Consider the following 12,558-nt stretch of genomic DNA (forward strand, 5'->3'; position numbering starts at 1 on the left):
CCGTGGTGCGGGTGGGTAGGTGAGAGGCTGGACAACGACCCAAGCGGGGCTCGTTACGGCTGCTTCCTTCCGGACCTGACCGGGTTGGCGAGGCGCTCGCCCGCGCCAACCTCTCGAAAAGCGATATAGGCAAGGCCGCGCCGGGACGCAAGCCCGACCGGTCACGCCGGCAGCGGCAGGAGACCGGCGGCGCGCGCGCCCTCGATCAGCCCCTGGACGAGGTGGGTGGCGTGCGATCCCTTGGTGCCGGAGGTTTCGGGCACCTGCACGACCACCATGCCGGCGGCCTTTCCAGCCTCGGCGCCGGTGTCGCTGTCTTCGAAGACGATGCAACGGGCGGGGTCGGCGCCGAGTCGTCGGGCGGCTTCAAGATAGGCGTCGGGGGCAGGCTTGGCGTTCTCGATGTCGTCCACCGTGACGATGGTGTCGACATGCGCGTCGAGACCCGCCGCGCGGATCTTGCTCAGCCCCGGTGCGCGGCGCGACGAGGTGGCGATCGCCATTGGCAGGCCGAGCCCGGCGATCTGCGCGATCAACGCCTCGGCCCCGGTCTTGAGCGACAGCCCCGGCGCGAGGCGCGCATCGACCCGCGCATCCCAGTCCTCGAGGAAACGTTCGGCGTCGAGCGGTTGGTCGATGTGGTCGCGGATCAGCTCGATCCGGCGCGCGTCATGCACGCCCGCGAGGCTTTCGAAAAAGCCGGGATCGATCTCGATGCCCTGCACGCGGAGGGCCTCCAGCGCCTCGGCGTTGCACAGGGTTTCGGTGTCGACCAGCGTGCCGTCGAGGTCGAAGATCACGGCGTCATAGCGGCGGGGCATCGGGGCGTCCTTGTTCTGGCGGGACCGCCATAGCCAAGCCTCGGCCCCGAGTCGATGGGATGGGCCACACCCTCCGGGCCGAATCGCAACTGGAACCGGTGGTAGCCGTCATCGGCGGGGCCGACCGGTGTGATCTGCCGCGAGGCGACCCCTGCGGCGGCCTTGCGGGCCTCCGGCGGCGCGTCGAACCACGCGGCGGTGCCGGGCAGGGCGGCAAAGCGCCACGAGGGCCGGGGCCGGGGCGTTACCGGGCCGGTGACCAGATGCGCGCGCAGCGCCTCGCGCAGAAGCGGCCCCTCGATCGGCAGCTGGCCCGCCCGAAGCCGCCGCGGCAGCGGTCCGTCGCCCCCCAGATGATGGCTGGTCATGGCGATGACGAAGCGGTCGGCCGGCCCGACGGGACGGCCCTCGTGGCGCAGATCGCCGACCCGCCCTTGCCCGGCGGGGCGGCTGGGATCGATGCGCCAGCCGAGCCCGTCGATCACCTCGAACCCGTAGGGCGGGCGCGAAGGATCGATCAGCGGCTGATCGCGGCGACCGGGCAGCACCCGGCAGAACAGCGCCGCGCCGCGTTCAAGCCAGTCGAGCAGCGCCGCGCGGTCCACCACCGTCAGGCACAGCCGGTCGGGATGCGGATGCAGCGCCTGCAGGTGGCGCTCGGTCAGCATGCCCGCGGGAAGGGACAGGTAGTGCCCGGCGCCGCCATGGCCCCCGGTGCAAAACGGCCTGACGGCAACCAGCAGCGGCAGCGCCGCCTCCGCGCGCCCCTTGAGCATCCGCTGCGCCGCCGCCCGCAGCGCATCGGCAGCGAGCTGCAGGGAACGGTCGGGAGCCACCAGGGCGAAATGGCTGTCGATCGGCAAGGTGCTGTGGCCGACGGGCCGACGCAGCGCCGCCAGCGCCGCGCGATGCGCGCGTCGCACCGGCAGGGCCGTGGCGGCGTCGCAGCCGCGCGCGGTCGGTGCCTCGATCCGGCCCGCGCCCCGGCTGTGCCACGGCGCGCCGGGCGCGGCGCGCCACAGGTCGAGGTCGATCACCCCCAGATGACTGCCGAAGCGTCCGGCCTGCGCCGTCGGACGCGCGAACGCGGGCTCGCTTCCGGCGCGCTGCGGGTCGGGCAGCAGGCTGTGCGTATGCCCGAGGAACAGCGCGTCGATGTCCGCCAGTGCGGCGAGCGCGCGCCCCGCGTTCTCCGCGCCCTGCTGGGGCCGGGCCACACCGGGGCCGCTATGGGCCAGAAGCACGACGATGTCGGCCCCGCGCGTGCGCAGCTCCGCCGCCTGCCGCCGCGCCGCGAGCACCATGTCCTCGGCCAGAAGCTGACCGCCGAGCCGGAGCCTGTCCCATTCGGCGGTTTGCGGGGGGGCGACCCCGATGACGCCGATCCGCAAGAGCGCCTGCCGACCATCGCGCCGCGTCAGCCGCCTGCGCAGCAACAGGCCGGGCGGCACCAGCGGCGCACCGGACCCAGGCGCGAGCGTGAGGTTCGAGGAGGTGAGGGGGTGGCCAAAGCCGCGCAGCACCCGCCGCAGCACCGGAAGGCCCTGATTGAACTCGTGGTTGCCCAACGTGCCCGCGTCGTAATCCAGCGCGTTCATCGCCGCCACCACGGCATGCGGCCCGGGCCCTCCCTGTGCGAGCCGTTCGGTTTCGGCATCCGTCATCGGATTGCCCTGAAGAAAATCGCCATTGTCGAACAGCATAACATTGGGCTGGCGAAGCCGATGCGCCCGGATCAGCGGCACGAGGCGCGACAGGCCGATGCGCGGATCGCGGCGACCGGCGAGGTAGTCCCAAGGCAGCACATGCCCGTGCAGATCCGTGGTGCATAACAGCCTGAGCGCGATCGACTCGCTGCCATCCCTCACCGCCATACCCCCTCGGTCCGCATGCTCCATATCCTCCGAACCCCGTCCAACGGTCGGCCCGCGGAGCTTTCGGCAACCTAGGGTGGCGGCGGCGCGGCTGGACAGCTTTACAACGGCGCGACGTTGCGCACTGTGGCGAACGCCGCAGCGTCACTGCGGTCACACGCGCGAAAGGATAGGCATGGGGCCGCTGGACGACATCATCTTCGGCGGCGGCGGGCTCGATCGCGCGGCCGAGATCCGCGGTGATTCGCGCGCCGTGGCGGCGCTTGTGGCGCAGCCTGGCACAAGGGTCCTGCCCCTGTGGCGGGGGCGGGTGCTGCTGGAGGAAGGGCGGCTCACGGGCCTGCCGCCGGATCATGCGCTGTTCGACGGCGCGCCGGAGGCGGCGGTGCTGCTGGGGCGCGACTCGGCGGGGGCGGCGATCCTCGCGCGGCCGATCGCCGATTGGCCCGGCGCGCCGGAGGCGGCCGACCCGGCCGAAGCCGTGGTCCATCCCTGTCTCGGACAGGCTGGTTTCGCCGAACTGCGCGGCACCATGGCAACGCTGGACCCGCGCGATGCGGAGCTGGCGGCGATGGCGCGCGCGGTGCTGAACTGGCACGACTCGCACCGCTTCTGCGCGCGCTGCGGCGGCCCGAGCGTCCTGGCACAGGCGGGCTGGCGGCGCGATTGCCCGGCCTGCGGCACGCCGCATTTCCCGCGCACCGACCCGGTGGTGATCATGCTGGTGACGCATGGCGACGCGGTGCTTCTGGGCCGCGCCCCCGCCTGGCCCGAGGCCATGCATTCGGTGCTGGCGGGGTTCGTCGAACCGGGCGAGACGGTCGAGGCGGCGGTGCGCCGCGAGGTGCTCGAGGAAGTGGGCGTCACGGTCGGGTCGGTGCGCTACGTGGCGAGCCAGCCATGGCCCTTTCCGGCTTCGCTGATGATCGGCTGCCAAGGCGAGGTGTCGGGGTCCGAGCGCCCGGTCCTGCGGCCCGATCCCGTCGAGATCGCGGCGGCGCATTGGGTGTCGCGGCAGCGGCTGGCGCGGATCTTCGCAGGCGAGGACGCGCAGATCCGCGCGCCGCTCAAGGGCTCCATTGCCCGGCATCTGATGTGGAACTGGCTTGCGGGGCGGCTCGATTGACGCGAGAACCGGGCCGCCGGGCGAACAGGCGCCCGGCGAGGCAGATCGAGGCAGCGTCATGGAACTCACGTCGAAAAAGGCCGTCGCCGCACCGCGGGACTTCGTCTTCGAGCAGGCCAGCGATTTCACCGCCTTCGAGCGGCAGGCACTGCGGCGCGGCGTCGAGCTGCGCAAGGAGGGCGGTCCCGCGCCGCTGGGCCGCAGCTGGAACGCTTCGGTTCCGCTGATGGGCCGCGAGCGTGACATCGCCGCGCGCGTCATCTCTTTCGACGCGCCGCAGGACTACACGGTGCAGGGTGAAAGCTCGGGCGTGGGGATCATCGTGCGGGTCGAGGCCGAATCCGACGGCAATGGCGGCAGCCATCTCGGCCTGTCGGTCCGGCTCGAGCCGCGCACGATGCCCGGGCGGCTGGTGCTGCAGTCGCTCAAGCTGGCGCGCAGTTCGCTCGAAACCCGTCTTTCGGGGCGGCTCGAGGGCTATGCCCGTGAAATCGAGGCGCGCTGGGCGCGGCGCGCGGGTTGATGCCTCAGCCGCGCGGCACCTGCTCGTGTCGGCGCGGCGCGGTCGGAAACACGCCCATCAGCCGGATGCTGTCAGTAAAATAGTCCAGTTCGTCGAAGGCGAGCTGGACGTTGCGGTCGTCGGGATGGCCCTCGATCTCGGCATAGAACTGCGTCGCGGTGAACTGGCCGCCGACCATATAGCTTTCGAGCTTGGTCATGTTGACGCCGTTGGTGGCAAAGCCGCCCATCGCCTTGTAGAGCGCGGCCGGGATGTTGCGCACCCGGAACATGAAGCTGGTCATCATCCCCGCTTTGCCCCGCCGCTTGAGGTCGGGCTCGCGCGACATGACCAGAAACCGCGTGGTGTTGCGCGCGTGATCCTCGATGTGGCGCGCCAGCACGTCGAGCCCGTAGATCTCGGCCGCGATCTCGGAGGCCAGCGCGGCGTGGCGCGGGTCGTTCAGCTCGGCGATGGCGCGGGCCGATCCGGCGGTATCGGCGCCGGTATGCGGCGTGATCGAATGCTCGCGCAGAAAGCCCCGGCACTGGCCCAGAAGCACGGTGTGGCTGGTCGCGGTCTCGATCTGGTTCAGCCGTGCGCCCCGGACCCCGAGCAGGTTGATATGCACCCGCACGAAAGCCTCGTCGATGATGTGCAGCCCGCTTTCGGGAAGAAGGTGATGCACATCGGCGACCCGGCCATAGGTCGAGTTCTCGACCGCGATCATGCCGAGATCCGCGGCGCCCTTGCGCACGGCCTCGATCGCGTCCTCGAAGGTGGTGCAGGGCAGCGGCTCCATGTCGGGCCGCGCCTCGGCGCAGGCCTGATGCCCGTAGGCGCCGAGTTCCCCCTGAAATGCGATGCGACCGGCCACGGCAGATCCTCCCCTGAACAGGCGTCCCCATAAGGGCAATTCGTCGCGGGACTATACCTTGCAACATTGCGCGGGAAGCGGATACATACCCCCGAAACGCCGAACGGAATGGAACGCGACATGTTCGACACGATGACCCTGACCAAGGTCGTTGGCGGCCTTTGCGGCACGCTGCTGGTCTTCCTCCTTGGTGGCTGGGCCGCCGACATCATCTATAGCGGCGGCGGCGGTCATGGCGAAGTCGCCCAGGCCTATTCCATCCCGGTCGAAGAGGGCGGCGAGGGCGGCGGCGCCCAAGAGGAGGCCGTGCCCTTCGAGGAGATCTACGCCTCTGCCGACGCCGGGGCCGGCGAAGGTGTGTGGCGCAACTGCCGCTCCTGCCACGCGCTCGAAGAGGGCGTGAACGGCACCGGCCCCTCGCTGCATGGCGTGGTCGATCGCGAAGTCGGCGCCTATCCGGGCTACAGCTATTCGGGCGCGCTCAAGGCCGTGGCCGATGTCTGGTCGCCCGAGAACCTCGACGGTTTCCTCGCCGCGCCGCGCGATTACGCGCCGGGCACCAAGATGACCTATAACGGTCTCAAGGACGCCGAGGACCGGGCCAACCTGATCGCCTATCTCGCGACCATCGGCGGCTGATCCCGCGCGATCGTCGCCGCTGTCGAAGGGGCCGCTCCGAAAGGGCGGCTCTTTTCGCGTTCCGACCCCCCGCCCGCGACACGGCGGACACGCGCCGCTCACGCAATCTCGCCTTGAACGTCAGGCGCTTGCCCCGCTAGCCTCGCCCGACGAGGCCGTTTCGTCATGAGGAGCGCAAGATGCAGACCCGCCGTCCCCTTCAAGCCGTCCCGCGGACCCGCGCCCGCTTCGACCCGCGCCTGTGGACCACCGGCTCCGCGCTGGCCATGGCCGCGCTGTTCGCGGCGCAGCCCGCCGGGGCGCAGGAGGGCCCGCGCGTGATCCTGCCGCAAGTCGCCCTGCCGCAGCAGACGGGCGGGGCAGGCGAGGCGCCGGGCGAGGAAGGTGTCATCGTCAGCCACGGCTACACCAATTTCGGCGATCTGAAATACGGCCCCGACATCACCCATCTCGACTACGTCAACCCCGATGCCCCCAAGGGCGGCGAGATCAGCGAATGGGCGATGGGCACCTTCGACAGCTTCAATTCCTATTCGCGCCAAGGCGTCGCCGCCGCGCTCAACTCGCTTCCGCACGAGCGGATCATGACCTCCGTGGCCGACGATCCCTACGGCACGTATTGCTATCTCTGTACCACGCTCGAATATCCCGAAAGCCGTGACTGGGTCATCTTCAACCTGCGCGACGACGTGACCTTTGCCGACGGCACGCCGATGACCGCCGAGGATCTGAAATTCACCAACGAGCTGTTCCTCGAACAGGGCATTCTCGAATATCGCAACGTGGTCGAGGGCTTTCTCGAAAGCGTCGAGGTGCTAGGGCCGCACCGGATCAAGTTCACCTTCGCCGATGAGGCGCCGCGCCGCGACGTGATCGGCTTTGCCGGCGGCACGGTGGCCTTTTCGAAGGAGTGGTTCGAACAGACCGGCGCGCGCATAGACGAAAGCACGCAAGAGCCGTTCCTCGGCACCGGCCCCTACGAGATGAAGAGCTTCGACATCAATCGGCGCATCGTCTATGGCCGCAACGAGAACTTCTGGGGCGCCGAGCATCCGTTCAACATCGGGCGCAACAATTTCGACACCATCCGGATCGAGTATTTCGCCGACAGTGCCGCCGCCTTCGAGGGGTTCAAGTCGGGCGAATACACCTTCCGGGTCGAGAACTCGTCCAAGGACTGGGCCACGGGCTACGACTTTCCGGCGATCCAGAAGGGCTGGGTCAAGACCGAGGAGATCGCCGACGGCACCATCGCCGGGGCGCAGGCCTTCGTCTTCAACCTCGACGATCCGACTTGGCAGGACCCCCGTGTCCGCGAAGCCATCGGCATGATGTTCAACTTCGAATGGTCCAACGAGTCGCTGTTCTACGGGCTCTATGAGCGGGTCGACAGCTTCTGGGAGAACTCCGATCTCGAAGCGACCGGCACGCCGTCTGAGGGCGAACGCGCGATTCTCGCGCCGCTGGTGGATGAGGGGCTGCTGCCCGAGAGCATCCTGACCGACGAGGTGCGCCGCGCGCCCGTGCTCGACGCGGCCGCCAACACCCCCGACAGGGGCACCTACCGCCGCGCCGGGCAGCTTCTCGAGGAGGCGGGCTGGACCATCGGCGCGAACGGCCTGCGCGAAAAGGACGGCGAGGTGCTCGAACTGGTGTTCCTGCAGGTCAGCCCGCAATTCGACCGCGTCGTGAACCCCTTCATCGAGAACCTCACGCGGCTCGGCGTGAAGGGCGTGCTGGAGCGGGTCGACACCTCGCAATACGTGGAGCGCACCCGTTCGGGCCAGTTCGACCTCGTGAACCACACCTTTGGCATGGGGTTCGAGCCGGGCATCGAGCTTGAGCAGTGGTACGCCTCCAAGACCGCCGACGACAGCTCGCGCAACCTGATGCGGCTGCGCAGCGCGGCGGTGGACCGGTTGATAAAGACGGTGATCGACGCAAGTTCGTTCGAGGATCTGACCACCGCGACACATGCGCTCGATCGGGTGCTGCGCGCCGAGATGATCTGGGTGCCGCAATGGTACAAGGACATCCACACCGTCGCCTATTACGACCAGTACCGCCATCCCGAGACCATCCCGCCGCTCGCTCTGGGCGAGATGGATTTCTGGTGGTACGACGCCGAAGCCGCAGACAAGCTGCGCGCCGCCGGCGCGCTGCGATAAGGGAGAGCTTCCGACCGCATGGGCGCCTATATCCTCAGACGACTGCTGCTCGTGATTCCGACCCTGCTCGGGATCATGATTATCAACTTCGCCCTCGTGCAGTTCGTGCCCGGTGGCCCGATCGAGCAGATCATCGCCCAGATGGAGGGTGGTGGAGACGTGTTCGAGAGCTTTGCCGGCGGCGGCAGCGAGGTGAGCCAGGGCGGCGACAGCGACTATATCGGGGCGCGGGGCCTGCCGCCCGAGTTCATCGCCGAGCTCGAGCGCGAGTTCGGCTTCGACAAGCCCCCGCTCGAGCGGTTCCTCTCCATGATGTGGAACTACATGCGCTTCGATTTCGGGGAGAGCTACTTCCGCTCGATTTCGGTGATCGACCTTGTGCTCGAAAAGATGCCGGTCTCGATCACGCTGGGGCTGTGGTCGACGCTCTTGGCCTACCTGATCTCGATCCCTCTGGGCATCCGCAAGGCGGTGCGCGACGGCTCGTCCTTCGACACATGGACCTCCGGCGCGATCATCGTCGGCTACGCGATCCCGGGCTTTCTCTTCGCGATCCTCTTGATCGTGCTCTTCGCGGGCGGCTCATACTGGCGCATCTTCCCATTGCGCGGGCTCACTTCGGACAATTGGGAAAGCCTGTCGCTGATCGGCAAGTTGCTCGACTATTTCTGGCACATCGCGCTGCCCGTACTGGCCTCGACCATCTCGGCCTTCGCCACGCTGACGCTGCTGACCAAGAACTCGTTCCTCGACGAGATCAAGAAGCAGTATGTGATGACTGCGCGGGCCAAGGGCCTGCCTGAACGCCGCGTGCTCTACGGCCACGTGTTCCGCAATGCGATGCTGATCGTGATCTCGGGTTTTCCGGCGCTGTTCATCGGCGTGTTCTTCGGCGGCAGCCTGATCATCGAGACGCTGTTCTCGCTCGACGGGCTGGGGCGTCTCGGGTTCGAGGCGGCGGTGGCGCGCGACTACCCGGTGGTGTTCGGCACGCTCTTCGCCTTTTCGCTGCTGGGACTGATCGTCGGCATCGTGACCGACCTCACATATGTGCTGATCGATCCGCGCATCGACTTCGAACGGAGAGGCTGAATGGCGCTGTCGCCGCTCAACGCGCGCCGCTGGCGCAATTTCAAGCGCAACGGCCGGGCGCTCTGGTCGCTCGTGATCTTCTCGATCCTGTTCGGACTGAGCCTCTTCGCGGAGCTTCTGGCCAATGACCGACCGCTTCTCGTGAGCTATCGCGGCGAGATCCGCAGCCCGATCGTGAGCTTCTATTCCGAACAGGATTTCGGCGGCGATTTCCCGACCGAAGCCGCCTATTCGGACCCCGAGGTGCAGTGTCTGATCGCCACCGGCGGGCTCACCGACTGCTTCGATGCCCCGCGCGAGATCATGGCGGCGGCCGAGGCGGGCGAGACGCTGCCGCTCGTGGCCAATGACATGTCGGAGTTCGAGAAGGGCTGGCTGATCTGGCCGCCGATCCCCTATGCTTACGACACCATCGTCGACGTGCCCGGCGTCGCCCCCGCGCCGCCCTCCGAAACCAACTGGCTCGGCACAGACGACACCAAGCGCGACGTCGTCGCCCGCGTCATCTATGGCTTTCGCCTGTCGATCGTCTTCGCGATTCTGGTGACGCTGGCTTCGTCGCTCATCGGCATCGTTGCAGGCGCGGTGCAGGGCTATTTCGGCGGCTGGACCGACCTGATCTTCCAACGCTTCATCGAGATCTGGACCGGCACGCCTTCGCTTTACGTGATCATCATCGTCTTCGCGATATTGGGACGAAGTTTCTGGCTTCTGGTCTTCCTCACGGTGCTGTTCGGCTGGCCCGCTCTCGTCGGCGTGGTGCGGGCGGAATTCCTGCGCGCGCGCAACTTCGAATATATTCGCGCGGCGCGCGCGCTCGGCGTGTCGGACAGCAAGATCATGTTCCGCCACATGCTGCCCAACGCCATGGTGGCGACGGTCACGATGCTGCCCTTTCTCGTCACCGGCGCGATCGGTACGCTGGCGAGCTTGGACTTCCTCGGCTTCGGCCTGCCGTCATCGGCGCCCTCGCTTGGTGAGTTGACGCTTCAGGCCAAGCAGAACCTGCAGGCGCCATGGCTCGGCTTCACCGCCTTCTTCACCTTCGCGATCATGCTGTCGCTTCTGGTGTTCATCTTCGAGGGGGTGCGCGACGCCTTCGACCCGAGGAAGACCTTTTCATGACCGACACGATTCTCGATGTGCGCGACCTGAAGGTGAATTTCCGGCAGGACGGCGCGCTGATCCCGGCGGTGCGCGGCGTCTCCTTCACCGTGGCGCGCGGCGAAACCGTGGCGCTGGTCGGCGAAAGCGGCTCGGGCAAGTCGGTCACGGCGCTCTCGACCGTTCAGCTTCTGGGCGAGACGGCGGAGCTGTCGGGGTCGGTGCGCTACGAGGGCCGCGAGATGGTCGGCGCGCCGGAGGCCGATCTGCGCCGGGTGCGCGGCAACGACATCTCCTTCATCTTCCAGGAGCCGATGACCTCGCTCAACCCGCTGCACACGCTGGAGCGGCAGCTGTCGGAATCGATCGAGCTACATCAGGGTCTGCGGGGCGCAGCGGTGCGGACCCGCATCATCGAGCTTCTGACCCGGGTCGGCATCCGCGATCCCGAGAGCCGGCTCGGCGCCTATCCGCATCAGCTTTCGGGCGGACAACGGCAGAGGGTGATGATCGCCATGGCGCTCGCCAACGGGCCCGACCTGCTCATCGCCGACGAGCCGACGACCGCGCTCGATGTCACGATCCAGGCGCAGATCCTCGAATTGCTGGCCGAGCTCAAGCGCGACGGCGCGATGTCGATGCTGTTCATCACCCATGATCTCGGCATCGTGCGGCGCATCGCCGACCGGGTCTGCGTCATGAAGGATGGCGAAATCGTCGAGCAGGGGCCGACCGCCGAGATCTTCGCCAACCCGCATCACGGCTACACGCGGATGCTGCTCGAAGCCGAATCGACCGGCCTGCCGGACCCGGTGCCGGAGGCCGCCCCCGTCGTTGCCGAGACCAAGGGCCTGAAGATCTGGTTTCCGATCCATCGCGGCCTGCTCAAACGCACGGTGGGCCATGTGAAGGCGGTCAACGACGCGACGCTCTCGGTGCGCGCGGGCGAGACCGTGGGCGTGGTGGGAGAAAGCGGCTCGGGCAAGACCACTCTGGCGCTCGCCATGGCGCGGCTCATCGGCTCGGAAGGACGCATTCTGTTCGACGGGCGGGAGATCCAGGGACTGAGCGAGCGCCGGATGCGGCCGCTGCGCTCCGAGATCCAGATCGTGTTCCAGGACCCGTTCGGATCGCTCTCGCCGCGCATGACCGTATCGCAGATCATCTCGGAGGGTCTGGGCGTGCACGGTGTCGAAAAGGGCCGCGACCGGCGCGACATGGTGGCCGAGATCATGCGCGAAGTCGGGCTCGACCCCGTGGCAATGGACCGTTACCCGCACGAGTTCTCCGGCGGCCAGCGACAGCGCATCGCCATCGCCCGCGCCCTGATCCTGCGGCCGCGCCTCATCGTGCTCGACGAGCCGACCTCGGCGCTCGACATGACGGTGCAGGTGCAAATCGTCGATCTGCTGCGCGACCTGCAGCGCAAATACGGCCTCGCCTATGTCTTCATCAGCCACGATCTCAAGGTCGTGCGTGCGCTTAGCCACAAGGTCATGGTGATGAAGAACGGCGACGTGGTCGAGGCAGGTCCGGCGGCGGAGATCTTCGACGCCCCCAAGACCGATTATACGCGCGAGCTGATGGCAGCGGCGTTCTGAACCTTGGCCCGCCCCGCAGGAGGCGGCCAGGCTCATCGAAGGCACTCGAGAGCGAAGGCCGCCGGTCAGGCGTAGCGGAACCGGGCCTCGCCCAGGCCCTCGATCGCCACGACGCAGTCCTGTCCCGGCGCGACCGAGCCCACCCCGTCTGGGGTGCCGGTCATGATCAGGTCGCCGGGGCACAGCGTCACCAGCCGCGACAGGTGCGCCACGATCTCGGGCACCGTCCAGATCATGTCCGACAGGTCGCTTTCCTGCCGCAGCTCGCCCTGCACATGCGCGGTGATTCGCCCCTTGGAGGGATGGCCGACTTCGGAGGCCGGGTGGAACGGTCCAAGGATCGCCGAGGCGTCGAAGCCCTTGGCCATGTCCCAGGGGCGGCGCATCTCCTTGGCCTCGGCCTGCAGGTCGCGGCGGGTCAGATCGTTGCCTGCGGCGTAGCCCCAGACATGGTCGAGCGCCTGCTCCACCGGGATGTCGGTGCCGCCCGTGCCGATCAGCGCGACCAGTTCGGCCTCGTGGTGCAGGTTCGAGGTCGCGGGCGGGTAGGAGAGCGTCGCGCCGGAGGCGACGGCAGCGCTCGCGGGCTTGGAAAAGAAGAACGGCGGCTCGCGGTCGTCATGGCCCATCTCGCGGGCATGGGCGGCATAGTTGCGCCCGACGCAGAAGATCCGGTGCAGCCCGACCTCAACCGAAGGATCGGTGGTGGCGAAACGCGGTGGGGCAGGGGGGGTGATGGCGAGACGGGTCATGC

The 12,558-nt window shown here is 68.1% G+C and carries 11 protein-coding genes and 1 other RNA gene; 7 read left to right on the top strand and 5 right to left on the bottom strand.

What is annotated here, in order from left to right; translation table 11 throughout:
* Nucleotides 1–18: 18 nt before the first annotated feature.
* From ffs to ACJASC_RS03385, 3 genes are all read right to left on the bottom strand, one after another.
* An RNA gene (ffs, locus tag ACJASC_RS03375) (signal recognition particle sRNA small type) lies at nucleotides 19–115 on the bottom strand.
* Nucleotides 116–161: 46 nt separating this feature from the next.
* A complete protein-coding gene (locus ACJASC_RS03380) occupies nucleotides 162–821 on the bottom strand; it encodes an HAD family hydrolase (protein WP_415143543.1) in 660 nt (219 codons plus the stop codon).
* On the bottom strand, nucleotides 797–2,689 hold the full coding sequence (locus ACJASC_RS03385) for a metallophosphoesterase (RefSeq protein ID WP_415143545.1): 1,893 nt from the start codon (nucleotides 2,687–2,689) through the stop codon (nucleotides 797–799). The genes ACJASC_RS03380 and ACJASC_RS03385 overlap by 25 nt, the downstream gene beginning before the upstream one ends.
* Nucleotides 2,690–2,870: 181 nt before the next feature.
* Between ACJASC_RS03385 and nudC the strand changes: the two genes are divergently transcribed.
* Together nudC and ACJASC_RS03395 are read left to right on the top strand one after the other, a co-directional pair.
* A complete protein-coding gene (nudC, locus tag ACJASC_RS03390) occupies nucleotides 2,871–3,821 on the top strand; it encodes an NAD(+) diphosphatase (RefSeq protein WP_415143547.1) in 951 nt (316 codons plus the stop codon).
* Nucleotides 3,822–3,879: 58 nt separating this feature from the next.
* Complete coding sequence (locus tag ACJASC_RS03395; protein ID WP_415143549.1) at nucleotides 3,880–4,344, top strand: SRPBCC family protein; 465 nt, start codon at nucleotides 3,880–3,882, stop codon at nucleotides 4,342–4,344.
* A 4-nt stretch (nucleotides 4,345–4,348) separates the two neighbouring features.
* Here the strand turns inward: ACJASC_RS03395 and ACJASC_RS03400 are convergent, their stop codons facing one another.
* Entirely contained in the window at nucleotides 4,349–5,200 is an 852-nt protein-coding gene (locus tag ACJASC_RS03400) for a prephenate dehydratase (RefSeq protein WP_415143551.1), read from the bottom strand.
* Between the two features lie 120 nt (nucleotides 5,201–5,320).
* On the opposite strand from ACJASC_RS03400, the gene ACJASC_RS03405 reads away from it, so the two are divergent.
* The 5 genes from ACJASC_RS03405 (at nucleotide 5,321) to ACJASC_RS03425 (ending at nucleotide 11,804) form a co-directional block, all read left to right on the top strand.
* Nucleotides 5,321–5,839 (top strand): c-type cytochrome, encoded by a 519-nt coding sequence (locus ACJASC_RS03405; protein ID WP_021693999.1) that lies wholly within the window; start codon nucleotides 5,321–5,323, stop codon nucleotides 5,837–5,839.
* A 179-nt stretch (nucleotides 5,840–6,018) separates the two neighbouring features.
* Nucleotides 6,019–8,007 (top strand): extracellular solute-binding protein, encoded by a 1,989-nt coding sequence (locus ACJASC_RS03410; protein WP_415143553.1) that lies wholly within the window; start codon nucleotides 6,019–6,021, stop codon nucleotides 8,005–8,007.
* An 18-nt stretch (nucleotides 8,008–8,025) separates the two neighbouring features.
* A complete protein-coding gene (locus tag ACJASC_RS03415) occupies nucleotides 8,026–9,099 on the top strand; it encodes a microcin C ABC transporter permease YejB (protein WP_021694002.1) in 1,074 nt (357 codons plus the stop codon).
* Nucleotides 9,100–10,224, top strand: coding sequence for an ABC transporter permease (locus ACJASC_RS03420; RefSeq protein WP_415143556.1), 1,125 nt, complete (start codon nucleotides 9,100–9,102; stop codon nucleotides 10,222–10,224).
* Nucleotides 10,221–11,804 (top strand): ABC transporter ATP-binding protein, encoded by a 1,584-nt coding sequence (locus ACJASC_RS03425; protein WP_415143558.1) that lies wholly within the window; start codon nucleotides 10,221–10,223, stop codon nucleotides 11,802–11,804. The genes ACJASC_RS03420 and ACJASC_RS03425 overlap by 4 nt, the downstream gene beginning before the upstream one ends.
* A 65-nt stretch (nucleotides 11,805–11,869) precedes the next feature.
* On the opposite strand, the gene ACJASC_RS03430 is transcribed toward ACJASC_RS03425, so the two are convergent.
* Complete coding sequence (locus ACJASC_RS03430) at nucleotides 11,870–12,556, bottom strand: fumarylacetoacetate hydrolase family protein (RefSeq protein ID WP_415143560.1); 687 nt, start codon at nucleotides 12,554–12,556, stop codon at nucleotides 11,870–11,872.
* Nucleotides 12,557–12,558 lie beyond the last annotated feature (2 nt).

The sequence above is a fragment of the Limimaricola cinnabarinus genome, assembly GCF_047631075.1.
Taxonomy (GTDB): domain Bacteria; phylum Pseudomonadota; class Alphaproteobacteria; order Rhodobacterales; family Rhodobacteraceae; genus Limimaricola; species Limimaricola cinnabarinus.